Below are 22,990 nucleotides of genomic sequence, written 5' to 3'. Positions count from 1 at the left end.
GCGGCCACTCCCTCTCAGCCACAAAAGGCAAGCACCCTTCAGCCACACCCAGCCCTCCCGGACCACCCAACACCTTACGGAGCGCCCTTGACAGGGCGGCCCGCCACGGAAGGACTATGGGACTGACGGGAAAGCCCCAAGGCTTCTCTGATTCCGGCCGACTCGGGCCCTGCCATCGCTCGACCCCGCCGTACAGGACGGTTCGGCTCCGCGTCACCCCGCGTGGTGGTGGGTGGGCAGCCGCTGGGTGCGGGTGGGGGTCGCAGGGGATGAGGTCCCGCCCCCGCGGAACCCCGTACCCCTCAGAACGCCGGCCGCTCCGGGTCCAGGGCGGCGCGGCCCTCCGTGGGGGAGGAGGCCTCGGCGAAGCGGCGTTGGGGGATGCGGCCCGCGCGGTGGGCCAGGCGGCCCGCCGAGACCGCGTCCCGCATGGCCGCCGCCATCAGGGCGGGGGACTGGGCGCGGGTGACCGCGGAGGCGAGCATCACCGCGTCGCAGCCGAGTTCCATGGCGAGGGCCACGTCCGAGGCCGTCCCGGCCCCGGCGTCGAGGATGACCGGGACGCCCGCGCGCTCGGTGATCAGCTCGAAGTTGTGCGGGTTGCGGATGCCCATGCCCGACCCGATGGGGGAGCCGAGCGGCATGATCGCCGCGCAGCCCACGTCCTCGAGCTTGCGCGCCAGCACCGGGTCGTCGTTGGTGTAGGGGAGGACGGTGAAGCCCTCGTCGACCAGGACCTCGGCCGCGTCGAGGAGTTCGACGCCGTCGGGCAGGAGGGTTCGCTCGTCCGCGACGACCTCCAGTTTGATCCAGTCCGTGCCCAGGGCCTCCCGCGCGAGGCGCGCCGTCAGGACGGCCTCGCCCGCCGTGAAGCAGCCCGCGGTGTTGGGGAGGACGGCGATGCCGAGCTTGGTGAGGACCGAGAGGACGGACCCCTGGACCGTCGGGTCCAGGCGGCGCATCGCGACGGTCGTGAGCTCCGTGCCGGACGCGACCAGTGCGCGCTCCAGGACGTCCAGGCTCGGGGCCCCGCCCGTGCCCATGATCAGGCGGGAGGAGAAGGTCCGGCCGCCGAGGGTGAAGAGGTCGTCCGCCATGTCGTTCAGCCTCCCTGGACCGCGGTGAGGATCTCGACCCGGTCGCCGTCGCCCAGCGCCGTGGCGGGCCACTGGCCGCGCGGCACGACGGTCTCGTTGAGCGCGGCCGCGACCCCGGAGGGGGCGGTGGTGAGGGTGGCGACCACCGAGTCCAGGGTGGTGCCGGCCGCGATCTCGCGCGGCTCGCCGTTGACGGAGATGGTCATGCGTAGGACTCCTGACGTGCGGCGGAGAACCGGCGGGGGGAGAAGGGGCGGGCGATCGGCGGGAGTTCGCCGGTGGTCAGCAGCTCCGCCAGGACGTCGCCGGTGAGGGGGGTGAGCAGGACCCCGTTGCGGTAGTGGCCGGTGGCCAGGTGCAGGCCCGGCAGCTCGGTGGGGCCGAGCAGCGGGGCGTTGTCGGGGGAGCCGGGGCGCAGGCCGGCCTTGGTCTCGACGAGGGGGAGTTCGGTGATGCCGGGCACCAGCTCGTGGGCGTCGCGGAGGAGTTCGTAGACCCCGCCGGCGGTGACGGTGGTGTCCCAGCCGAGTTCCTCGCTGGTGGCGCCGAGGACGAGTTCCCCGTTCTCGCGCGGCACCAGGTAGACATGGCTGCCGCGTACGACGGCCCGTACGGTCCGGGACAGGAACGGTGCGTACGCCGCCGGTACGGAGAGCCGCAGGACCTGGCCCTTGACCGGCCGGACGGGTACGGCGGCCTCCGGCGGCACGCCGGGCAGCTTGCAGCTCAGCGAGCCCGCCGCGAGGACCACCTGGCTCGCGTGCAGCTCCGTACCGTCGTCCAGTACGGCGCCGGCCGCGCGGTCGGCGGTGACCAGGAGCCGTTCCGCGTTCGCCCGGTGGATGATCACCCCGGCCCGCTCGCAGGCGGCGAGCAGGGCGGCCGCGAGCCGGCGCGGGTCGACCTGGTGGTCGCCGTCCACGCGCAGGCCGCCGCGGACGCCGGGGGCCAGCATGGGCTCCAGGCGGCGGCACTCGCGGCCGGTGAGCCATTCGGACTCCAGGCCGCAGCGGCGCTGCAGGGCGTGCAGTTCGCGCAGGTGGAGGCGGTCGTCGGAGTCGAGGGCGACGGCGAGGGTGCCGCAGGCGCGGTAGCCGATGTCCATGCCGCCGCTGGCTTCGGCGAGCTCGGCGGCGAACTGCGGATAGCGCTCGGCGGAGGCGAGGCCGAGGCCCAGCAGGGCCTCCTCGCCGTAGTGCAGTTCGGTGACGGGGGCGAGCATGCCGGCCGCGACCTGGGCGGCGCCGCCGCCGGGGGCCGGGTCGGCGAGCACGGTCCGCAGGCCGCGCTCGGCGGCCCGCCAGGCGGTGACCAGGCCGATGATCCCGCCGCCGATGACGAGGACGTCGGATCCCGTTGCGGATCCCGTTCCGAGTCCGTTTCCGGATTGCGTTCCGGGTCCCGTTCCGGGTCCCGTTCGATTCCGAGATGAAAGCATGGGCGTCCAGCCCCTCCCTTCGCCGGCATGACCCGGATCAGGTTCGTACGGTCGGAGGCCGTCCAGCCTCCCTCTCAGCCCGGTGCGCCGGACTCCCGCGATAGGTACGGTGGCCAGACTAACCCGGCCGCCGACGGCGGGTAAGGCGGCACCTATTCCTGACGGAGCGTCAGAAGATTAGGGTGTCCGGGTGAGTGAGCAGACGGAGAACTATCAGAGCGGCGTCGTGATCGTCGGCGCCGGAATGGCCGGTGTGCAGACCGCGGTGGCCCTGCGGGAGCAGGGCTACGCCGGCCCCGTGACCCTGCTGGGCGCCGAACCGCACCAGCCCTACGACCGGCCCCCGCTCTCCAAGGCGGTCCTGCTCGGCAAGGCCGAGGACTCCGCCTTCGACGTGGACTTCGAGGGGCTCGGCATCGAGCTCAGGCTCGGCACCGAGGTCACGGGGCTGCGTGCCGCCGAACGGGAACTGGACACCGAGGCGGGGCCGGTCCCGTACGAGGTCCTCGTGCTGGCCACCGGAGCCGAGCCGCTGACCCTTCCGGGGACGGAGGGCGTCCCCGGCGTGCACCTGCTGCGCACCCTCGACGACGCGGCCCGGCTGCGCCCGGTCCTGGCGGAGGCCCCCTCGGTCGTGGTCGTCGGGGCGGGCTGGATCGGCGCCGAGTTCGCCACCGCGGCCCGGGAGGCGGGCTGCGCGGTGACGGTGGTCGAGGCCGCCGACCGGGTGCTCGCGGGGGCCCTGCCGGAGGAGGTCGCCGCGCCGATGGGGCGCTGGTACGGGGAGGCCGGCGCCGAGCTGGTCACCGGCGCGAAGGTCGCGGGGGTCGAGGCGGGCCGGGTGCGGCTGGCGGACGGCCGCGAGCTGGCCGCCGGGGCGGTCGTCGTCGGCATCGGGGCCCGCCCCGCGACCGGGTGGCTGGCCGGGACCGGCGTGGAGCTCGGGGCGGACGGGTCGGTCACCGCCGACGAGTACCTGCGCACCTCCGTGCCGGGGGTGTACGCGGTCGGCGACTGCGCGTCGTTCCCCTCGGGGCGGTACGGGGCGCGGCTGCTGGTGCACCACTGGGACAACGCGCTGCAGGGGCCGAGGGCGGTCGCGGCGAACATCCTGGCGGGGGCCGGCGCGGAACCCGGCGCGGGTGAGCCGGGTGCGGTGTACGACCCCGTCCCGTACTTCTGGTCGGAGCAGTTCGGGCGCTTCGTGCAGTACGCCGGGCATCACGGCGGGGCGGACGAGCTGCTGTGGCGGGGGGATCCGGACGGGGAGACCTGGTCGGTGTGCTGGCTGAAGGGCGGTGCGCTGGTCGCGGTGCTCGCGGTGGGGCGGCCGCGGGATCTGGCGCAGGGGCGGCGGCTGATCGAGACGGGGGTGGCCGTGGATCCCGCCAAGGTCTCCGACCCCGGGGTGCCGCTGAAGTCGGCCGCCGCCGGGTAGCTGCGTGAGCGGGGGCGGGGTCGGGGGCCGCTGCGCGGGGCCGTGTCCCCCAACCCGCCCCTCCACCGTTCCCCGGGCTCTGCCCGGACCCCGGTCCTCAAACGCCGGACGGGCTGGAAAGACCCGGGGCTCCGCCCCGGGCGGCACCCCGGACGGGGTGGCTCGGGTACCGGCGGCGGAGCCGAGATGGCAGGCTTGGGGTGTGACCGAGATTGACGCAAAGATCGATGCCCTTGTCCCCTCCTGGCTGTACCTCCCCGACATCTCGGAGATGCTCGGCATCGAGGTGACCCGGGTCCGCCAGATGGTCAAGGAAGGTCAGCTGGTCGCCGTACGCCGCGGCGAGAACCGCTCCCTCCAGGTGCCCGCGCCCTTCATCGACGGCGACAAGGTCGTCAAGGGCCTGGTCGGCCTGCTGACGGTGCTCCGCGACGACGGCTTCAGCGACGAAGAGATCCTGGAGTGGATGTTCACCCCGGATCCGACCCTGCCCGGCACCCCCGCGCAGGCGCTGAGCGAGAATCGCGGCACGGAGGTGAAGCGCCGCGCCCAGGCGCTCGCCCTCTGACCCGAAAGAAACGCATCGCTTCCGCTCCACCGCGGTGTACGGGCCTTCGCGCCCGTACACCGCCTCCATCACGGGGGGTACACCCATGCAGCAGCTGTCCGACGCCCGGCTCTACCTGTGCACGGACGCCCGCAAGAAGCAGGGTGACCTCCCCGAGTTCCTGGACGCCGTGCTCGCCGGGGGCGTGGACATCGTCCAGCTCCGGGACAAGGGCATGGAGGCCGGGGAGGAGCTCGAACACCTCCAGGTGTTCGCCGAGGCCGCCCGCCGGCACGGCAAGCTCCTCGCCGTGAACGACCGCGCCGACGTCGCCCACGCCATCGGCTCCGACGTCCTGCACCTCGGCCAGGGCGACATCCCCGTCCCCGCAGCCCGCGCCATCCTCGGCGAGCGGGTGCTGATCGGCCGTTCCTGCCACGCGGAGTCCGAGGTCGACGCGGCCGCCGCCGAACCCGGCGTGGACTACTTCTGCACCGGCCCCTGCTGGCCCACCCCCACCAAGCCCGGCCGCTACGCCCCCGGCCTCGGGCTCGTCCGGTACGCCGCCTCGCTGCAGCAGGACCGGCCCTGGTTCGCCATCGGCGGCATCGACGCCACGAACCTGGACGAGGTGCTGGACGCCGGAGCCACCCGCGTGGTCGTCGTCCGCGCGCTCACGGAGGCCTCCGACCCGGGTGCGGCCGCCGCCGACCTGGCCAAGCGCGTACGGGCCCGCCTGGGGTAGCGCCGCGGGGTGTCCAAAAACGTGTCCAAAAGGCGGACACCGCTTCGGGCTGTGCCATGCCGCGTCTAACCTGCCCGTATGGCCTTTGGTACCGCTTCCACCTGGTCGGACCGTGCACACACGGTCCGGGACCTCCTCGCGTCCGGGCGCTCCTACTCCTTCGAGTTCTGGGCGCCGAAGACCGAGAAGGGCGAACGCAACCTCTGGAACGCGCTGCGCCGGGTGGAGGCGGTAGCCCCCAGCTTCGTCTCCGTGACCTACGGCGCCGGCGGCTCGACCCGCGGCGGCACCGTCCGCGCCACCGAGCAGATCGCCTCGGACACCACCCTGACCCCCGTCGCGCACCTCACGGCGGTCGACCACTCGGTCGCCGAGCTGCGCCACGTCATCGGCCAGTTCGCCGACGCCGGCATCCGGAACATGCTCGTCCTGCGCGGAGACCCGCCGGGCGACCCCATGGGCGAGTGGGTGGCGCACCCCGAGGGCGTGCACTACGCCGCGGACCTCGTCCGGCTCGTCAAGGAGTCGGGCGACTTCTGCGTCGGCGTCGCGGCCTTCCCCGAGATGCACCCGCGTTCGGAGGACTGGGACACGGACATCCGGCACTTCGTGGACAAGTGCCGCGCCGGCGCCGACTACGCCATCACCCAGATGTTCTTCGATCCGGAGAATTATCTGCGGCTGCGCGACAGCGTCGAGAAGGCGGGCTGCGACACCCCGATCATCCCCGAGATCATGCCTGTTGTGGGCATCAAGCAGCTCGACCGGCTGCCCCAACTCAGCAACGCAGTCTTCCCTGCGGACGTGAAAGAGCGCATGCTCGCGGTCAAGGACGACCCGGCCGCTGTACGCTCCATTGGCATCGAGTTCGCCACGGAGTTCTGCGCGCGGCTGCTGTCCGAGGGTGTACCGGGGCTGCACTTCATCACGCTGAACAATTCCACGGCGACTCTCGAAATCTACGAGAACCTGGGCCTGCACCAGCGGGCCTGACCGGCCGTACGCCATGGGCGGCCGTACCGAGAGGGGCCACGCATGGGAATGACGGTCCTCTACATCGCGTTCGGCATCGTCGCGCTGTGGTTGCTCGCCGAGGTCCTGATGCAGTACAAGGCCCGGCTCCGCTGGCGCCTGCTGGCCTTCGCCGGCTTCCTCGGCGTGGTCGCCGGGGTGGTGCTGCCGTCCGTGCTGGTCATCGGTGCCGGCGCGGCGATGTTCGCCGTGGGCCAGACCCTCGTGACGCTCTCCTTCCGCAAGGGCTTCGTGGCCGGCTGGGCGCTGCGCCGCGGCGGGGAACCCGTACGGCAGACCAGGCGCCGCCGCTCCGGCGGTGCCGCGCAGAAGGAACCGTCCCTCCAGGTCACCGGGCTGGAGTACGAGGGCCAGGGCGACGGCCGGGGCGAGGACCAGGACCGGCCCGAGGCCCCCGAGGTCTACAGCCCGGAGCCGGTGCCCGAGGACACCGGGTCCTACGGGATCCAGAGCTTCGCGCCCTCCCAGCCCGCGCACGACGCCGCGCAGACGGCGGCCTTCGCCTCGCCGTTCACCACGGCCGAGCAGGACGCCCACCAGTACGCCGCGTACTACGACCCCTCGCAGTCCCAGGGCGGCCAGGGCGGCTACGACTACTCCAACGGCTATGCCGCGGGCGGGCAGCAGCAGGTCTACGCCGCCTACTCGGACCCGTACATCGGCACCGGAGGGTCGGTCCCCGCCGGCACCGACCCGTACGGCAACTACGCGTACGGCGACCAGGCGCAGCAGCAGTACTCCATGGACACCCCGCCCGGCGGGGTGTGGGTCCCCCAGCAGCGGACCACCGACGCGTACGGGCAGCCGTACCCGGCGGAGGACCAGCAGCAGGGGTACCAGTACCCCTCCCAGGGCACCGGCGAGTACGAGCAGTACCGCTACTGACGGATCCCGCGGCCTACTGCGAGCCGCGGAACTCCGCGCCCTCCACGATCAGCCCGGCCACCAGGGCCCCGGTCATCCCGGCGTGCGGCAGCCCGCCGCCCGGGTGCGCCCAGCCGCCCGCGAGGTACAGGCCGGGCACGGCCGTGGTGTTGGCCGGGTAGAGCAGCCGGCCCCCGGCACCGGCGAGGGCGGGCGGGGGCACGGAGCCGCCGGCCGCACCGGTCGCCGCCTCCACGTCGGCAGGGGTGCGCACCTCGTGCCACAGCAGGCGCTCCCGCAGCCCTGGAACGGCCTTCTCGGCGAGTTCCAGGAGCTGCCCCTCCCCGGGGACCCGGGGACCGCACACGGCGCTCACGGTGACCGCCTCGTGGTCCGCGTCGGGCCGGGTGGCGGGGTCGTCGGGGCGGATCACGGTGATGCCGGCGCCCTGCGCGTGGACCAGCGTGCGGTGGACGGCGTCGGCGGGGCGGGCCCCGCGCAGCGCGAGCAGCAGGGTGACCCGGCTCGGCACCCCCTCCCCGCGGGCGGGGACGGCCTCCGGGAGCCAGGGCAGGGAGCGGGCCGGCAGCTGCCGCGGGTCGATCCCGCAGACGACGGAGTCGGCCTCCACCTCGGTGCCGTCGGCCAGCAGCAGCCCGGACGTCCGGCCGGCGGCCGTGAGCACCTCCCGCACCTCGGCGCCGAAGACGAAGGCGACCTTCCGCTCCAGGCACCGCTCGTACACGGCGGTGGCCAGGGCCCGCATCCCGCCGCGCACGTACCAGCTGCCGAAGGTCTGCTCCATGTACGGGAGCACGGCCGCGGAGCCGGGCGCGGAGGCGGGGTCGAGCCCGTACGTGCGCACGAGGCCCGTCAGCAGTTCACCGAGCGCGCCGCCCAGCTCGCGGTCGGCGACCTCGGCGAGGGTCGGGGGCCGGCGGCGCAGCAGGCCGCTCCGGCGCAGGGCGGGGTACGGGTCGCCGCCGAGCGTCCGCCGGGCCTCGCCCGTGCGCAGCGGCTCCTCCAGGAGCGGGCGGCGGGTGGCGTCCCAGGCGTCCCGGGCACGGCCCAGCACGCCGTTCCAGCGCTCGCCGGAACCCGGGCCGAAGGCGGTGTCGAGGGCGGCGGCGACTCCGCCGCGCGAGGCGCCCGGCAGGGCGACGTCGATGCCGTGGTGGGGGAGGACGTGCCGGACGGCCGGGTCCACCTGGACCGTGTCCACGCAGTCCTCCAGGGACCGCTTGCCGGTCTTCACGAACAGGTCGCGGTAGACGGCGGGCAGGTGCAGCAGTCCGGGGCCGGTGTCGAAGGCGAAGCCCTCGCGCTCGTACCGGCCGAGCGCTCCGCCGTAGGTGGTCCCGCGTTCGTACACCGTCACCCGGTGCCCTGCGACGGCCAGCCGGGCCGCCGTCGCCATTGCGCCCATGCCGGCGCCGATCACCGCAATTCGTGCCATGCGGCCGAGCCTATCGAGCCCGGTCAGCGGTACGGCGGGGCCCCGGCGGTCTCACGGGCCCCGGGGGCGAGCCGCTTCTCCTCGCGGCGCTGGGCGCGCCGGCGCATGAAGCGGCGGATCCGGCTCCAGAGGAAGATCAACAGGGCCACGCCGGCGGCCAGTATGACGGCCGCGATGGTCGCGGCGGCCCCCGGGTGGAAGATCGCGAAGGTGACGAGACCGGCCACGCCGAGGTCCTCGGCCGTGCTCACCACGATGTTGCTGAACGGCTCGGGCGAGGTGTTGATCGCCATCCGGGTGCCGGCCTTGATGAAGTGGCTGACCAGGGCGGTGGAGCCGCCGATGGCGCCGGCGGCGATGTCGGAGAGGGAACCGCTCTGCCCGGCCAGGAGGGCCCCCACCACCGCACCGGCCACGGGACGGATCACGGTGTGGACCGAGTCCCATACCGAGTCCACGTACGGGATCTTGTCGGCGACCGCCTCGCAGAGGAACAGCACGCCGGCGACGATCAGTACGTCGGTGCGTTGCAGCGAAGCGGGGACCTCGTCGGTCATGCCGGTCGCGCCGAAGATGCCGAGCAGGAGGACCACGGCGTACGCGTTGACCCCACTGGCCCAGCCGCTGGTGAAGACCAGGGGGAGCACATTCACGCGATCATCATGCCGCAGTCCGGGGCCGAACGGGTGTGGATCGGGTGCCGAACCGTGGGACGAGCGGTGATGCACAACGGTGAGGGGACGGCCACCGGGCGGCGGCCGTCCCCTCGTCCACGTTGATTTCGGGGCCCGTGGTGCTAGTGCCCCTGCTCGTCACGGCGGCGCTGCCACCGTTCCTCGATGCGGGTCATCATCGACCGACGCTGGCGGCCACGGCCGTGGGCCGAACCGCCTGCACTGCCGGAGACGGGCTGCTCGCCAGGCTTGGGGGCCTTGCGCCAACCGGTGACCACGAGAACCGTGCATCCCAGCATGACGAGGAAACCCACCACGCTGATCCAGAGCACGTTCGGAATGATCACACCGGTCATGAGGAGCGCGATACCCACCACAATGCCTGCGACTGCCTGGTAGACCCGTCGCCGGGTGTACGTACGCAGTCCGCTTCCCTCAAGCGCTGTCGCGAACTTGGGATCTTCGGCGTACAGCGCTCGCTCCATCTGCTCGAGCATTCGCTGCTCGTGCTCCGAGAGCGGCACGGGAGTCCTCCTCATCCGTCGGTCGCGGGGGGTAGCGACCAGGGGTCCCCTTCAGGATAGGCGGGGAACCGCCCCCGTGATACCCGCCCTCTACGCCACGTTCCTAAAAAAGCACTGCCGGAAAGAACTGCGAGTCCGTCCGGCTCTGCGAGCGGCCACTGAGGCGCTTATTCCCCAATGATCCGTCCGCCATGCCGTTCGGTTACCCGATCATACGGGGCCGAGCGTCGTGGCGGAGGGTGTGTGGCCTACTCCATGCGCCGAAGCCTGCAGATCAGGCCTGCTTCTCGCCCAGGACGTGCAGCTGTGTGGCGACCGCGTGGAAGGCGGGGAGCTCCGCGGCGGCCTCCTCCAGCCGGAGCAGGGCCTCGACCGCGCCCGGCTCGGTGTCCACCAGGACGCCCGGCACGAGGTCGGCGAAGATCCGTACACCGTGGACCGAGCCGACCTCCAGGCCGGCTCCACCTACCAGCTCGGAAAGCTGTTCGGCGGTGAAGCGGCGCGGCACCGGGTCGCCGGAGCCCCAGCGGCCCGCCGGGTCGGTGAGGGCCGTACGGGCCTCGGTGAAGTGGCCGGCCAGCGCGCGGGCGAGCACGGCCCCGCCGAGACCGGCGGCCAGCAGGCTGAGCGTGCCGCCGGGGCGCAGGGCCGCCACCGCATTGGCCACGCCTTCGGCCGGGTCGTCCACGTACTCGAGCACGCCGTGGCAGAGCACCACGTCGTACGAGCCCTGCTCGACGACGTCCAACAGGCCCTGGGCGTCGCCCTGGACGCCGCGGACCAGGTCGGAGAGGCCGGCCTCGGAGACCCGGCGCTCCAGCCCGAACAGCGCGTTCGGGCTGGGGTCGACCACGGTGACCCGGTGGCCCAGGAGGGCCACCGGCACCGCGAACTTGCCGGTACCGCCACCGGTGTCGAGCACGTCCAGCACATCCCGCCCGGTCGCCTTCACCCGGCGGTCGAGAGCCTCCTTGAGGACCTCCCACACCACGGCGGTGCGAAGGGAGGCGCGGGGGCGGGAATTGTCCGACACGGCTGATGGCTCCTCGGCGCGCTAGGGAATCGGGTGGGCCGTCAGTGCCCCACCCCGCCCCACCCTATTGCCTTGCGCAGCCCGGCAGCTCATCCCGCGTCCGGACGCTCCGGACGAGGTCCCGGCAGGGCCCCCGGGAGGGGCTGCGCCGGCGGCCGCAGGGCGAGCATCCGCTCCACCAGGCGCAGGAACATCGAGACGGCGCGCACCAGATCGTCCGCCTCCCGGGCACTCGCCGCGCCCTCTATCCCCGCCTCGGCCCGGGCCCGGCGCGCTGCCCCGGAGGCGAAGAGCGCGCTCCACTCGGCGAGCTCCGGCGCTATCTCCGGGAGCACCTCCCACGCGCTGCGGATCCGGGGCCGCCGCCGCGGGTTGACCGGTTCCGGCCGCCCGCGCGCGGCGAGCACGGCCGCGGCGGTGCGCAGTGCGGCCAGGTGGGCGGTGGCGTACCGCTCGTTGGGCCGGGTCAGCCGGGCCGCCTCGGCCAGGCCGCCGCGGGCCTTCTCGAGCAGGTCGAGCGCGGCCGGATCGGCTGCCGACTTGCGCGGGACGGGATGGACAGGGGACGGGGACGGTGTGGCCATGACGAACCTCCTGTCGATGCCTTGCACGGTGTTGCTGCCTTGTCACCATCGTGACGGGCGCCACTGACAATCACGCTGACCTGCGGTTCTTTCCTCGCCGACACGGCAACTTCCCCCTCCTGCGCACCTGGTGCGGAAAGGGATGGTAGTTTTTGAACTGACCGGTCAGTTCAAAAAGAAGGGGGGACGGCGTGGACAGCCCGCACGGCGCGGCCGTCAAAGCCGAGAACTTCGGACTCAAGGGCCCGCGCGGATGGGCCTTCCGGGGAATCGGCATCGATGCGGCGCCCGGCTCGCTCATCGCGGTCGAAGGCCCTTCCGGCAGCGGCCGCACCTGCCTGCTCCTCGCCCTCACCGGACGGATGAAGCCCACCGAGGGCCACGCCGAGATCGGCGGCCACCGGCTGCCGAAGCGGATGACCGCGGTCCGCCGCACCGCCGCCCTCGGCCCGGTCACCGGGGTCAACGAGCTCGACCAGGCCCTCACCGTCGCCGAGCAACTTCGCGAAGGCGCCCTGCTCCAGCGCCGCTACGAAGGATCCGTCCGCGCCCTGCTGCGCCCCCGCGACGAGCGCAGCTCCGCGACCCAGGCCCGCATCGACGCGGCGCTGGCCGCTGCCGGACTGGACCTCGACACGCTGCCGAAGGGCGCGCGGACCTCCGTGCGCGACCTGGAACGCCTGGAGTCCGTACGGCTGTCCGTGGCCATCGCCCTGCTCGGTGAGCCGCGGCTGCTGGCCCTGGACGACCTCGACCTGAAGCTCTCGGACGCCGAACGCGACGAGGCCTGGGCGATGCTCCGCGGGATCGCAGCCGCGGGCACCACCGTCCTCGCGGTCTGCAGCGAGGCCCCCGCCGACGCGATGGTCCTGCGGACCGCCGCCGGCACGGAGGCCGCCACGGCCGGGACCGGCACCGGCACGGACACCGGCACTCACACCGACACCGACAACGAAGACACGAAGGGGGCGGACGATGCGCTCGCCGAAGCTGGCCGCGCTTGAGCTGAAGCGGTTCGGGCGGGGGAAGCTGCCCCGGGCCGCTCTCGTCGCGCTGCTCCTGCTGCCGCTGCTCTACGGGGCCCTGTACCTCTGGTCCTTCTGGGACCCGTACAGCCGCCTCGACAAGGTGCCCGTCGCCCTCGTCAACTCCGACAAGGGCGCCACCGTCGACGGCAAGCACATCGACGCCGGCGGCGAGATCACCAAGAAGCTCCACAGCAGCAAGACCTTCGACTGGCGCGAGGTCAGCGCCGAGGAGGCCGCCAAGGGCCTGGAGAACGGGACGTACTACCTGTCCCTCACCATGCCCGCGGACTTCAGCCAGAAGATCGCCTCCAGCTCCGGCCAGGACCCCACCACCGGGGCCCTCCAGGTCCGCACCAACGACGCCAACAACTACATCGTCGGCTCGATCTCCCGGACCGTCTTCTCCGAGGTCCGCTCGGCGGCCTCCACCAACGCCTCCCGGGGCTTCCTCGACAAGATCTTCGTCTCCTTCTCCGACCTGCACGACAAGACCGCCGAGGCCGCCGACGGCGCCGACAAGCTCAAGGACGGTGCCGGCAAGGCCCAGGAGGGCGCCAAGGAGATCGCCGCCGGACTCGACACCGTCGAGGAGAAGAACGGCGAGCTGACCGGCGGGCTGAAGAAGCTCAGCGAGGCGTCCGCCAAGCTGGCGAAGGGCACGAAGGACGTCGCCGCCGGCACCCAGCAGGTCGCGGACAAGGTCAACGGCACCGCCTCCCAGGTCCGCCCCTACCTCGACAACCCCAAGCAGCTCGCCGACGCGGCCCTGCTCGTGGCGGACACCGCCCACGTCGTCAACAACCACCTCGAGACCTTCGGCAAGAAGGCCCCCGCCGCCGCCCGGGTCAGCAAGCAGGCCGCCGCCCTGGCAGCCGACACCTACACGCGCACCTGCACCGGTTCGGCGCCCAAGCCGCTGCCCGCCGCGTGCGCCGACATGAAGAAGCTGAAGGACGCCACCGCCGAGGCCGCCCGGCTCACCGGAGACGTCGACACCCTGGTCAAGGACTCGGGCGGAGACCTGGCCGCCCTGCGCAAGCAGCTCACCGACCTGGAGAAGCAGGCCCGCAAGCTGGCCGACGGCGCCCCCGGCCTCGCCGGCAAGCTCGACCAGGCCGTCGCCGACGCCAAGGCCCTCAACGACGGCGCCCACAAGGTCGCCACCGGCATGGCCCAGCTCCACGCGGGCCTGGGCAAGGCCACCGACGGCTCCGCCGCCATCGGCGAGGGAGTCGGCAAGATCGGCGACGGCGCGCACAGCCTCAGCGGCGGCATGTACAAGCTCGTCGACGGCACCGGCGAACTCGCCGGCGGCCTCCACGAGGGCGCCGACAAGATCCCCGACTACGACGACCAGCAGCGCGACGCCCGCACCGAGGTCATGGCCGACCCCGTCCGGCTCGCCAACCAGTCCCTGCACAAGGCGCCCAACTACGGCACCGGCTTCGCCCCCTACTTCATCCCGCTCTCCCTCTGGGTCGGCGCGATGGTCGCCTACATGCTGATCGCCCCGCTCAACAAGCGGGCCCTGGCCGCCGGAGCCTCGCCCTGGCGGATCGCCCTCGCCGGCTGGCTGCCCGTGGCGGGCCTCGGCGCGGCGCAGGTGGGCGCGCTGATGTCCGTACTGCACTTCGGACTCGGCCTGGAGATGGCCCACCCCGCCCTCACCATCGGCTTCCTGATGCTGGTCACGGGCTGCTTCGCGGCGATCGTGCAGTGGCTCAACGCCAAGTTCGGCGCGGCCGGGCGGATCCTCGTCCTCGCCGTGCTGATGCTCCAGCTGACCTCGGCGGGCGGCACCTACCCCGTCCAGACCAGCCCCGGCTTCTTCAACGCGATCCACCCGTACCTGCCGATGTCGTACATCGTCGAGAGCCTGCGCCACCTGATCAGCGGCGGGCCGCTCACCGCGGTCTGGCAGGGCTCCGCGGTCCTGCTGGCCTTCACCGCGGGCGCCCTCGCCCTCACCGCGCTCGCCGCCCGCGGCAAGCAGGTGTGGACCATGGACCGGCTGCACCCGGAACTGAGCCTGTAGGGAGCGGTTGACCTGTGAGAATCAGCGCCATGGAAAGCAGCACCGGTACCGGCACGGGCGGCCGACGGCAGGCCACGCGGCAGAAGCTCTACGAGGCGGCCGTGACGCTCATCGCGGAACAGGGGTTCTCGGCGACCACGGTCGAGGAGATCGCCGAGCGGGCGGGCGTGGCGAAGGGCACCGTCTACTACAACTTCGCCAGCAAGAACGACCTCTTCGAGGAACTGCTGCGGCACGGCGTCGGGCTGCTGACCGCGTCCCTGCGGGAGGCCGCGGAGACCACCGAGGCACGGGGCGGCACGCGCGTCGAGGCGCTCGACGCCATGATCCGGGCCGGTCTCGTCTTCATCGACCGCTACCCCGCCTTCACCCAGCTGTACGTCGCCGAGCTGTGGCGCACCAACCGGACCTGGCAGTCCACGCTGATGGTGGTCCGCCAGGAGGCGGTGGCCGTCGTGGAGAAGGTGCTGGCGGAGGGGGTCGAGCGGGGTGAGCTGAGCGCGGAGATCGACGTTCCGCTGACCGCCGCGGCGATGGTCGGGATGGTGCTGGTGGCGGCGCTCGACTGGCAGTCCTTCCAGCGCGAGCGGTCCCTGGACGACGTCCACTCCGCGCTGTCGCTGCTGCTGCGGGGCCGGGTCAGCGGGCACTGACCCGGTCGGCGGTGTCCGCGCGGGGCGCGGAGCCCGTACAACTGGTGGGGCCCGCCGCGGCGGCTGAGTATCCGTACCTAGACGCGGATATGAGTAGGCGCGCGGATGGGCCGCCACCTGCCCGGACGCCAGACTGGGGGCAACGGACGGGAGACCCGGTCCGCACCGCCGACACGGGGCTGCGGAGCGGACCGGGTGCCTCCTGGCCGGGTACGGGGGTGTGGGAAACGGCGGGGCTCGGGGGGATCGAGCCTCGCCGTTTCGCGTTCCCGCACCTTGGGCCGCCCCGCCGCTGCCGGGGCTCCGCCCCGGACCCCGCTCCTCAAACGCCGGAGGGGCCGGAATGTCCGGGCGGGGGCGGGGGAGAGGCCCCGCAGGGACCGCCCCCGCCCGTCAGCCGCGGCCGCGCAAAGGCAGGCGGAGGCGTACGGCGGACGTCCGGGCCGATACCGTCGAGGTCAGCGCCGACCAGCGCGCCGAGGCCGCCCACGAGAGGCGGGCCGCCGAGCGCGGCAGCAGCAGCGCGCGCAGGCGCGACCAGCGGGTCACCGCCCCAAGGAGCCCCGCGCGGGCCAGCAGGACGTCGGACGCCAGGCCGGGGTACGAGACCTCCGCGCCCGGGGGTGCGTACAGGGAGCGTTCCACCGCGCCCGCCACCCGGTGCACGGCAGCCGCTCCGTCCGCGTCCAGCCGGCCCAGGTCCGCCACGCGCGCGGCGGCCCGGCGCGGGGACAGCGCCCCGTCCGGCGGTACGCCCACGTCCCACGCCGTGTCGCCCAGCTCCCGCCAGGCCGTCAGCACGTCACCGGTGCCCAGCCGGCGCGCCCGCAGCCTGGTCCGCCACAGCAGCGGCAGCAGCGGCAGGCCCAGCACCGCCAGCGCGGCCAGCACCCACACCGCGATCGCCGCCGCCGACGGACCCCCGCCGCCCGAGGCGCCCTGCGCCGCCGCAGCCGTACCGCACTCGCCGAGCTTCTTCATCTCCGGCGGGCAGTCGTCCGCCTTCGAGGGGGCGGCGGAGGGCGCGGGCGTGTTCGCCGAGGGCAGCGGAGCCGGCGCGGACGGCTGGGCCGGCTGCGCCTGCGGCCGGGAGTAGTCCGGAATCGTGATGCCCGACCGGGGCGTCGGCTCGAACCGGGTCCAGCCCACGCCCTCGAAGTACAGCTCGGGCCAGGCGTGCGCGTCCCGCATCGAGACGTTCACGCTGCCGTCCGCCTGCTTCTCGCCGGGCGTGAAGCCCACGGCCACCCGCGCCGGGATCCCCAGCGAGCGGGACATCGCCGCCATCGAGAACGCGAAGTGGACGCAGAAGCCCTCCTTCTCGGCGAGGAACCTGGCGACCGCGGCCGAACCCGTGCCCGAGGCGGTCTTCGTGTTGTAGCGGAAGCCGCCGCTCACCGCGAAGTAGTCCTGGAGCCTGACCGCCCGCGTGTAGTCGTCCTTCGCGCCCTGCGTCACCTGGCGGGCCGTCTCGGCCACCACCGGCGGCAGGTTGTCCGGCAGCTTGGTGTACTCGGCCAGGACGGCCGGGTTGGGATCCGGGGCCTTGGAGAGCTGCTCGGCCGTCGGCTTCAGCAGCAGGCTCCGCACCGTGTACTGCGCGCCCTGGACGTTCTGGAACTTGTCCTTCGCCAGCTGGTCGCCCACCAGGGTCCGGCCCTCCGGCTCGAACCGCCACTTCCCGCCGATGTCCACCTGCGTCGCCGGGTACGGCATCGGCAGGTAGCGCTGGGTGTAGCTGTCCGCCGCCGAGACGCTCGTACGCACCTCGGTCGCGCCCGCCCGGACGGGCCCGCTGAGACCGGGAGGCCTCGGCAGCTGCTCCGGGACGTCGGTCAGCGCCCGCCCGGAGGCCTCCCACTTGACCCCGTTGAACTCGTCCAGCGCCAGGATCCGCAGGTACTGCTCGCTCTGCTGCGGGCTGTCGGTGCGGTACTTGAGCACCACCCGGTTGTCCTGTGCGTTCAGGCTGCTCTGCAGGGACACCAGCGGGTTGACCGCCGAGATGGTCCCGCCCGCGCCGCTCCCGCCGCGCTCCTCGCCCTGCGCGCCCAGCAGTCCGCCGCCGAGTGCGGGCAGCGCCGCGGGAACCGCCAGCGCGACCCCGAGCGCCACCGCGCCGATCCGCCGCCCGGTCCGTACCGGGGCCGTCGCCTGTCCGCCCGCGCCGCCGCCCAGGCCGGAGGCGGCCGAGACCCGGTCGCGCGGGGCCGCGCCGAAGACCCGGCCCCACTGGGCGAGCCGGTCGCGGCCCTCGGCCAGCAGCATCAGCAGGTAGCCGCAGCCCGCCAGCAGGAAGGAGAACCAGGAGGCGTTCCCGCCGCCCGACAGGCCCGCGGCCACCGAGTACAGCGCGAGCAGCGGCAGACCGGCCGCGGCGGCCGTCCGCGCGGTGACCGCCAGCGCGTCCACCAGCAGCCCGATCAGCAGCACTCCGGACAGCAGCAGCAGCCGGATGCCGTCCGTCAGCGGGGCGGGGATCGCGAACTCGCCCACGTCCTGAGCGCCTTGCGCGAACAGCGCGCCGAAGTCCGTGACCAGGTAGGCGAACGGGCCCTGGCCGGTCGGCTCGCCCTTGCCCAGGAAGAGGAACATGAGCAGGAGCAGGGAGACGAGCGCCTGCGCGGCCACGGTCAGGGACCGGGCCAGCGGCACCCGCCGGGCCCCGGCTCCCACTGCGCTCTGCACGGCCAGCAGCAGCGCCGCCTGGAGCAGCCAGCCCGCCGACTGCACCAGCGGGGTCAGCGACCACGAGGTCAGCAGCGTCGCCAGTGCCGCGAACAGGGTCAGTCTCGCGCGCCCGCTCATCCGCGTCCTCCGGAGGTTCCCGTGCCGAGGGGAGCGGCCCCGGCCTGTCGCCACAGCTCGCCGAAGGCCACCCCGGGCGGGACGGCCACGGCCGTCCAGCCCGCGTCGCGCAGCCTGTGCAGCCGCTCTTCCACCGAGGGCAGGCCGTACGCCGACGCGGGTTCCCCGGACCAGGTCGCCGAGTCCAGTACGAAGGCCACCGCGCCCCCGGCACGCTGGCGCATCTTGGCCGCCAGCTCGGTCTGTGCGTCGTCCAGGTCCCCGAAGAACGCGACGAGGAGCCCGTCGCCGCCGAACCCGCCGCCGCTCTGGCCGGCGCCGCGCACCGCGTCGTGGGCACGGGAGATCCCCGCGCCGTCGGAGTGCCCGATGACCGCGAGGGTGTCCATCATCAGCCCGGCCGCCTCGGCGGACTCGTGGCCGGTGGAGGAGACTCCGCCGAAAGCACTGTCGCCCTCGCCGGGCACCGAGGTGCCGGTGTCCGTGAGCAGCCGTACCGAGAAGCCCTGCTCCAGCAGGTGCACCAGGGTGGAAGCGGCCGCGGACACGGCCCACTCGAAGGCGGAGTCGGGCCCCGCGCCCTCGAAGGCGACGGCCCGGGTGTCCAGCAGGACGGTGGCCCGGCTGCGCTGCGGCTGCTCCTCGCGGCGCACCATCAGCTCGCCGTAGCGGGCGGTGGAGCGCCAGTGCACCCGGCGCAGGTCGTCGCCGCGCCGGTAGGTGCGCGGGATGACGTCGTCGTCGCCGGCCAGGGCCAGCGAGCGGCGGCCGCCGTCGCCGTAGCCGGAGGAGTCGCCCGTCAGCCGGACCGGCGGCAGGGGCTCGGTGCGGGGGATGACGGTGAGGGTGTCGTACGTGCTGAACGAGCGGGTCAGCTCGACCAGCCCGAAGGGGTCGCTCAGGCGCAGCTGGAGCGGGCCCAGCGGATAGCGGCCGCGCAGGTCGGAGCGGACCCGGTAGGACACCTCGCGGCGCCCGCCGGGCTCGACCCGGTCCAGTACGAACCGCGGGCGCGGGCCCAGTACGTAGGGCACCCGGTCCTGGAGCATCAGCAGTCCGGTGGGCATGCGGGACACGTTGTCCATCCGCAGCTGCACCCGGGCCTCGGCGCCCGCGGGCACCCGCCCGGGGCTCAGCCGGCGGCTGCCGGACACCCGGTGGCGGGTGCGGTGCAGGGCGACGACGCAGATCAGCGGCAGGGCGGTGAGCAGCAGGCCGACCCGCAGCAGTTCGCCCTGGCCCAGGACGTAGGCGCACGCGGCCGCGGCGATCCCCGCGGCCAGGAACGAGCGGCCGCGGGTGGTCAGACCGGACAGTGACGCGCGCAGCCCGCCGACGCCGCCGCGGTCCTCGCCACCGGCGCCGCGCGGGGCACCGGCGCTCATCAGAAGCTCCGGATGCCGGCGCCGGGCGGAATCTCGCCGCCGGGGTGCGCGGCCGGCACGGGCGTGCGCTGCAGGATGTCGGCGACTACCTGCTCGGCCGTGCGCCGGTTCAGCTGGGCCTGCGCGGTGGGCAGCAGGCGGTGCGCGAGGACCGGTGCGGCGAGCGCCTGGACGTCGTCGGGCAGGACGTAGTCCCGGCCGGCGAGCGCGGCGGAGGCCTTCACGGCGCGCAGCAGGTGCAGGGTGGCGCGGGGCGAGGCGCCCAGGCGCAGGTCGGGGTGGCTGCGGGTGGCGGAGACCAGGTTGACGACGTACCGCTTGACGGGCTCGGCGACGTACACCTCGCGGACGGCCTCGATGAGCTTGACGATCTCGTGGGCGTGCGCGACGGCCGTCAGGTCGTCGAGCGGGGAGAGCCCGCCGTGCACGTCGAGCATCTGCAGTTCGGCGTCGGCGCTGGGGTAGCCGACGGAGACGCGGGCCATGAAGCGGTCGCGCTGGGCCTCGGGCAGCGGGTAGGTGCCCTCCATCTCCACCGGGTTCTGGGTGGCGACGACCATGAAGGGGCTCGGCAGCGTGTAGGTGGTGCCGTCGATGGTGACCTGGCGCTCCTCCATCGACTCCAGCAGCGCGGACTGGGTCTTGGGGGAGGCGCGGTTGATCTCGTCGCCGATGACGATCTGGGCGAAGATCGCGCCCGGCTTGAACTCGAACTCGCGGCGCTGCTGGTCGTAGATGCTGACACCGGTGATGTCGGAGGGCAGCAGGTCCGGTGTGAACTGGATGCGCTGCACCGAGCAGTCGATGGACTTGGCCAGCGTCTTGGCGAGCATCGTCTTGCCGACGCCGGGGACGTCCTCGATCAGCAGGTGCCCTTCGGCGAGGAGCACGACCAGCGCGAGGCGGACGACCTCGGGCTTGCCCTCGATCACGCTCTCGACCGAGTGGCGCACCCGCTCCACCGTGCTCGTCAGATCCGCGAGGCTCGCTCGGTCGTCATACGTCGTCACCTTGGTACTCCTCGGCCCAAAATCCAGGGCCGACGCCCTTGGCGCATGACCGGCCCACCCCAAAACGCGGACACCGGCCCGGGGGGTCCCGGGTGGCGCCTCCCCGCATTGTTGACGGCGTTACGGCCTTGTGTCACTCAAGAGCTGGGATCGATCTCCCGCAGGAGCCCGGTGTGCACGTCGAAGACGAAGCCTCGCACATCGTCGCGGTGCGGCAGGAAGGGGTTCGTACGGACGCGCTGCATGGACTGGCGAACGTCCTGGTCAACGTCCCGGAAAGCCTCCACGGCCCAGGCGGGGCGCTGGCCGACCTCGTCCTCCAGCTCGTGGCGGAAGTCCTCGGTCAGGCTTTCGAGGCCGCAGCCGGTGTGGTGGATGAGTATGACCGAGCGGGTGCCGAGGGCGCGCTGGCTGATGGTGAGGGAGCGGATGGTGTCGTCGGTGACGACGCCGCCGGCGTTGCGGATCGTGTGGCAGTCGCCGAGCTCCAGGCCGAGGGCCTTGTGCAGGTCGAGACGGGCGTCCATGCAGGCGACGATCGCCACCTGGAGGACGGGGCGCGCGTCCATTCCCGGGTCGGTGAAGTCCGACGAGTAGGCACGGTTCGCCTCGACCAGTCGGTCGGTGACACTGCTTCCGCCGGAAGCCTTGTGTGCGGACTCGGCGGGCACGGATGCGGAGGTCGTCATGGATACGACGTTAGTGGTCACAGCTGGTCCGGGCATGGGGTGAGGATGGACAAAGAAGGTCAACCGGCTTTGTTGTGAGCTAATCCACAGGGGTGGCAGGAGGGGGCCGTACGGGTGATTGGCGGCATTTGCGGGTTCCCGTGGAGAGGGGCGCACCGCACGCGGGGCGGTTCGTTGACCGCGGCGACCGTTGCACTAAAGTGACGCGAACCGGCCGGAGCCCGGCCCTCACCGGCCGCCCGGCCCCCTGGTAACACTCCGCGTGCGCGGCGCGGCGTATGCCTGCCGCGCCGTTATCTGAGAGGGCGCTTTGACCAGCGAGTCCCGACATGTCCCGGTGATGCTCCAGCGGTGCCTGGACCTGTTGGCCCCGGCGCTGCAGAAGCCGGGGGCCGTCGTCGTCGACTGCACCCTCGGCCTCGGCGGCCACAGCGAGGCCCTGCTGACCCGATTCCCCGAGGCGCACCTGATCGGCCTCGACCGCGACAAGGAGGCCCTGCGGCTCTCCGGCGAGCGCCTGGCGCCCTTCGGCGACCGGGTCACCCTCGTCCACGCGATCTACGCCGACCTGGCCGAGGTCCTCGACCGGCTGGGCATCCCCGCGGTCCAGGGCATCCTCTTCGACCTCGGCGTCTCCTCCATGCAGCTCGACGAGGCCGACCGCGGGTTCGCGTACGCGCAGGACGCCCCGCTCGACATGCGCATGGACCAGACGACGGGCATCAGCGCCGCCGAGGTGCTCAACACCTACGCGCCGGGCGAGCTCGTACGGATCCTGCGCCAGTACGGCGAGGAGAAGCAGGCCAAGCGGATCGTGTCGGCGATCGTCAGGGAACGGGAGAAGGAGCCGTTCACGAACAGCGCCCGGCTCGTGGAACTGATCCGCGACTCGCTGCCGCAGGCGGCGAAGCGGACCGGTGGCAACCCCGCCAAGCGGACCTTCCAGGCCCTGCGCATCGAGGTCAACGGGGAGCTGTCCGGCCTGGAGAAGGCCATTCCGGCGGCGGTGGACCGGATCGCGGTCGGCGGCCGGATCGCCGTGCTTTCGTACCACTCGCTGGAGGACCGCCTCGTGAAGCAGGTCTTCGCCGCGGGCGCCGCCTCCACGGCCCCGCCGGGGCTGCCGGTGGTGCCGGAGAAGTACCAGCCGAAGCTGAAGCTGCTGACGCGCGGGGCGGAGCTGCCGACGGAGGAGGAGGTCGCCGAGAACCGGCGGGCCGCACCGGCGAGGTTCCGCGGGGTCGAGCGCATCCGGGAGGCGCTGCTGTGACCAAGGCCGCCGCCGGGGCCGGGCCGGGGAAGTTCGCCACGCTGACGCGCCGGGCGCTCGGCGGGCGGCCGGTCCGCCCTGTCCGCCCCGCCCGGCCGGGAGGGCAGGCGGCGCGGACGCCGTTCGTCCTGCTGGTCGTGGCCCTGCTGGCCGGCGGCCTCATCAGCCTGCTGCTGCTCAACTCGGCCCTGAACGAGGGCTCCTTCCAGCTGACGAAGCTGAAGAGGGAGACCACCGCCCTGACGGACGAGGAGCAGGCGCTCCAGCGGGACGTGGACGGGTACTCGGCGCCGGACGCGCTGCAGCGGCGGGCGCAGGAGCTGGGCCTGGTGCCGGGCGGCAGCCCGGTCTTCATCGGCGCGGACGGCAAGGTCGCGGGCACCGCCGCCGAAGCGGAGCCGCCGCCGGCCCCGTCGCCGTCGTCCGCCGCCCCGGCCGCCCCTGGCCAGCCGAGCCCGCCTCCGGCTTCCGCCGCTGCTCCGAGCCCGAACCCGGGGGGATCCTCCCCGGCGCCCCAGCCGACTCCTGGAAGGTGACGCCGTGACACGGAACCCTGCGGGGCTGTCCCCCACCCCGCCCCTTCCCGAAACCGGGGCTTGCGACCCCGGCCGCCGCTCCCGGGGCTCCGCCCCGGACCCGACGGGGGCTCCGCCCCCGGACCCCCGTGCCTCAAGGGCCGG

General features: G+C 73.4%; 22 protein-coding genes and 1 riboswitch. Of the genes, 10 read left to right on the top strand and 12 right to left on the bottom strand.

All coding sequences use genetic code 11. The annotated features are described in order from the left end of the window. Positions 1–302 precede the first annotated feature (302 nt). The 3 genes from ACIGFK_RS10455 to thiO form a co-directional block, all read right to left on the bottom strand. Complete coding sequence (locus ACIGFK_RS10455) at positions 303–1,097, bottom strand: thiazole synthase (protein WP_400051229.1); 795 nt, start codon at positions 1,095–1,097, stop codon at positions 303–305. Positions 1,098–1,102: 5 nt separating this feature from the next. After that, a complete protein-coding gene (gene thiS / locus ACIGFK_RS10450; RefSeq protein WP_376659461.1) occupies positions 1,103–1,303 on the bottom strand; it encodes a sulfur carrier protein ThiS in 201 nt (66 codons plus the stop codon). Continuing rightward, a complete protein-coding gene (gene thiO, locus ACIGFK_RS10445; protein WP_386471936.1) occupies positions 1,300–2,535 on the bottom strand; it encodes a glycine oxidase ThiO in 1,236 nt (411 codons plus the stop codon). The genes thiS and thiO overlap by 4 nt, the downstream gene beginning before the upstream one ends. Further along, positions 2,533–2,644: riboswitch (TPP riboswitch) on the bottom strand. (Overlaps the previous gene by 3 nt.) Before the next feature lie 81 nt (positions 2,645–2,725). On the opposite strand from thiO, the gene ACIGFK_RS10440 reads away from it, so the two are divergent. From ACIGFK_RS10440 to ACIGFK_RS10420, 5 genes are all read left to right on the top strand, one after another. Further along, positions 2,726–3,973: an NAD(P)/FAD-dependent oxidoreductase gene (locus ACIGFK_RS10440; protein ID WP_400051228.1), complete on the top strand. Its 1,248-nt coding sequence runs from the start codon at positions 2,726–2,728 to the stop codon at positions 3,971–3,973. 202 nt (positions 3,974–4,175) lie between these two features. Beyond that, positions 4,176–4,541, top strand: coding sequence for an Rv2175c family DNA-binding protein (locus ACIGFK_RS10435; RefSeq protein WP_376659464.1), 366 nt, complete (start codon positions 4,176–4,178; stop codon positions 4,539–4,541). Positions 4,542–4,626: 85 nt separating this feature from the next. Further along, positions 4,627–5,265: a thiamine phosphate synthase gene (gene thiE, locus ACIGFK_RS10430; protein WP_386471930.1), complete on the top strand. Its 639-nt coding sequence runs from the start codon at positions 4,627–4,629 to the stop codon at positions 5,263–5,265. A gap of 78 nt (positions 5,266–5,343) precedes the next feature. Then, positions 5,344–6,258, top strand: coding sequence for a methylenetetrahydrofolate reductase [NAD(P)H] (metF, locus tag ACIGFK_RS10425; RefSeq protein ID WP_376659466.1), 915 nt, complete (start codon positions 5,344–5,346; stop codon positions 6,256–6,258). Positions 6,259–6,300: 42 nt separating this feature from the next. After that, positions 6,301–7,182 carry a hypothetical protein gene (locus tag ACIGFK_RS10420; RefSeq protein ID WP_376659467.1) on the top strand — a complete coding sequence of 294 codons (882 nt, stop codon included), beginning with the start codon at positions 6,301–6,303 and terminating at the stop codon, positions 7,180–7,182. 13 nt (positions 7,183–7,195) lie between these two features. Here the strand turns inward: ACIGFK_RS10420 and ACIGFK_RS10415 are convergent, their stop codons facing one another. From ACIGFK_RS10415 to ACIGFK_RS10395, 5 genes are all read right to left on the bottom strand, one after another. Further along, positions 7,196–8,617 carry a phytoene desaturase family protein gene (locus ACIGFK_RS10415; protein ID WP_376659468.1) on the bottom strand — a complete coding sequence of 474 codons (1,422 nt, stop codon included), beginning with the start codon at positions 8,615–8,617 and terminating at the stop codon, positions 7,196–7,198. Between the two features lie 23 nt (positions 8,618–8,640). Beyond that, on the bottom strand, positions 8,641–9,270 hold the full coding sequence (locus tag ACIGFK_RS10410; protein WP_400051225.1) for a DUF4126 domain-containing protein: 630 nt from the start codon (positions 9,268–9,270) through the stop codon (positions 8,641–8,643). Positions 9,271–9,413: 143 nt separating this feature from the next. Next, positions 9,414–9,815, bottom strand: a complete 402-nt coding sequence (locus ACIGFK_RS10405; RefSeq protein ID WP_376659470.1) for a DUF3040 domain-containing protein — start codon at positions 9,813–9,815, stop codon at positions 9,414–9,416. A gap of 274 nt (positions 9,816–10,089) precedes the next feature. Further along, on the bottom strand, positions 10,090–10,848 hold the full coding sequence (locus ACIGFK_RS10400; protein WP_376659471.1) for a methyltransferase domain-containing protein: 759 nt from the start codon (positions 10,846–10,848) through the stop codon (positions 10,090–10,092). An 89-nt stretch (positions 10,849–10,937) separates the two neighbouring features. Continuing rightward, positions 10,938–11,432 (bottom strand): SAV_6107 family HEPN domain-containing protein, encoded by a 495-nt coding sequence (locus tag ACIGFK_RS10395; RefSeq protein WP_376659472.1) that lies wholly within the window; start codon positions 11,430–11,432, stop codon positions 10,938–10,940. A gap of 191 nt (positions 11,433–11,623) precedes the next feature. On the opposite strand from ACIGFK_RS10395, the gene ACIGFK_RS10390 reads away from it, so the two are divergent. From ACIGFK_RS10390 to ACIGFK_RS10380, 3 genes are read left to right on the top strand one after another with little or no spacing between them, the layout of a single operon-like run. Further along, positions 11,624–12,436: an ATP-binding cassette domain-containing protein gene (locus tag ACIGFK_RS10390; RefSeq protein ID WP_376659473.1), complete on the top strand. Its 813-nt coding sequence runs from the start codon at positions 11,624–11,626 to the stop codon at positions 12,434–12,436. Further along, entirely contained in the window at positions 12,408–14,495 is a 2,088-nt protein-coding gene (locus tag ACIGFK_RS10385) for a YhgE/Pip family protein (RefSeq protein ID WP_376659474.1), read from the top strand. Before ACIGFK_RS10390 ends, ACIGFK_RS10385 begins: the two co-directional genes overlap by 29 nt. Positions 14,496–14,509: 14 nt before the next feature. Continuing rightward, positions 14,510–15,148, top strand: a complete 639-nt coding sequence (locus tag ACIGFK_RS10380; RefSeq protein WP_376659475.1) for a TetR/AcrR family transcriptional regulator — start codon at positions 14,510–14,512, stop codon at positions 15,146–15,148. 393 nt (positions 15,149–15,541) lie between these two features. Here ACIGFK_RS10380 and ACIGFK_RS10375 read toward each other — a convergent pair whose 3' ends face one another. The 4 genes from ACIGFK_RS10375 to ACIGFK_RS10360 form a co-directional block, all read right to left on the bottom strand. Beyond that, entirely contained in the window at positions 15,542–17,956 is a 2,415-nt protein-coding gene (locus ACIGFK_RS10375; protein ID WP_376659476.1) for a transglutaminaseTgpA domain-containing protein, read from the bottom strand. Beyond that, on the bottom strand, positions 17,953–19,341 hold the full coding sequence (locus ACIGFK_RS10370; RefSeq protein ID WP_376659477.1) for a DUF58 domain-containing protein: 1,389 nt from the start codon (positions 19,339–19,341) through the stop codon (positions 17,953–17,955). The genes ACIGFK_RS10375 and ACIGFK_RS10370 overlap by 4 nt, the downstream gene beginning before the upstream one ends. Continuing rightward, positions 19,341–20,351 carry an AAA family ATPase gene (locus ACIGFK_RS10365; RefSeq protein ID WP_400051221.1) on the bottom strand — a complete coding sequence of 337 codons (1,011 nt, stop codon included), beginning with the start codon at positions 20,349–20,351 and terminating at the stop codon, positions 19,341–19,343. Before ACIGFK_RS10365 ends, ACIGFK_RS10370 begins: the two co-directional genes overlap by 1 nt. Positions 20,352–20,488: 137 nt before the next feature. Beyond that, positions 20,489–21,076 carry a beta-class carbonic anhydrase gene (locus ACIGFK_RS10360; RefSeq protein WP_376659479.1) on the bottom strand — a complete coding sequence of 196 codons (588 nt, stop codon included), beginning with the start codon at positions 21,074–21,076 and terminating at the stop codon, positions 20,489–20,491. Between the two features lie 274 nt (positions 21,077–21,350). Here ACIGFK_RS10360 and rsmH point away from each other — a divergent pair, with 274 nt between their 5' ends. Both rsmH and ACIGFK_RS10350 read left to right on the top strand, forming a co-directional pair. Beyond that, entirely contained in the window at positions 21,351–22,310 is a 960-nt protein-coding gene (rsmH, locus tag ACIGFK_RS10355) for a 16S rRNA (cytosine(1402)-N(4))-methyltransferase RsmH (RefSeq protein WP_376659480.1), read from the top strand. Beyond that, positions 22,307–22,846, top strand: a complete 540-nt coding sequence (locus ACIGFK_RS10350; protein WP_376659481.1) for a hypothetical protein — start codon at positions 22,307–22,309, stop codon at positions 22,844–22,846. The genes rsmH and ACIGFK_RS10350 overlap by 4 nt, the downstream gene beginning before the upstream one ends. Positions 22,847–22,990 lie beyond the last annotated feature (144 nt).

It is taken from the genome of Streptomyces sp. NPDC085524, assembly GCF_044541755.1.
GTDB lineage: Bacteria > Actinomycetota > Actinomycetes > Streptomycetales > Streptomycetaceae > Streptomyces.
This window is presented reverse-complemented; position numbering and strand designations above follow the sequence as displayed.

Bases quoted from the DNA above. Each gene is read 5' to 3' on its own strand.
- ACIGFK_RS10455 (WP_400051229.1), bottom strand. From the start codon at position 1,097: ATGGCGGACGACCTCTTCACCCTCGGCGGCCGGACCTTCTCCTCCCGC.
- thiS (WP_376659461.1), bottom strand. From the start codon at position 1,303: ATGACCATCTCCGTCAACGGCGAGCCGCGCGAGATCGCGGCCGGCACC.
- thiO (WP_386471936.1), bottom strand. From the start codon at position 2,535: ATGCTTTCATCTCGGAATCGAACGGGACCCGGAACGGGACCCGGAACG.
- thiE (WP_386471930.1), top strand. From the start codon at position 4,627: ATGCAGCAGCTGTCCGACGCCCGGCTCTACCTGTGCACGGACGCCCGC.
- metF (WP_376659466.1), top strand. From the start codon at position 5,344: ATGGCCTTTGGTACCGCTTCCACCTGGTCGGACCGTGCACACACGGTC.
- ACIGFK_RS10420 (WP_376659467.1), top strand. From the start codon at position 6,301: ATGGGAATGACGGTCCTCTACATCGCGTTCGGCATCGTCGCGCTGTGG.
- ACIGFK_RS10415 (WP_376659468.1), bottom strand. From the start codon at position 8,617: ATGGCACGAATTGCGGTGATCGGCGCCGGCATGGGCGCAATGGCGACG.
- ACIGFK_RS10395 (WP_376659472.1), bottom strand. From the start codon at position 11,432: ATGGCCACACCGTCCCCGTCCCCTGTCCATCCCGTCCCGCGCAAGTCG.
- ACIGFK_RS10385 (WP_376659474.1), top strand. From the start codon at position 12,408: ATGCGCTCGCCGAAGCTGGCCGCGCTTGAGCTGAAGCGGTTCGGGCGG.
- ACIGFK_RS10375 (WP_376659476.1), bottom strand. From the start codon at position 17,956: ATGAGCGGGCGCGCGAGACTGACCCTGTTCGCGGCACTGGCGACGCTG.
- ACIGFK_RS10370 (WP_376659477.1), bottom strand. From the start codon at position 19,341: ATGAGCGCCGGTGCCCCGCGCGGCGCCGGTGGCGAGGACCGCGGCGGC.
- ACIGFK_RS10360 (WP_376659479.1), bottom strand. From the start codon at position 21,076: ATGCCCGGACCAGCTGTGACCACTAACGTCGTATCCATGACGACCTCC.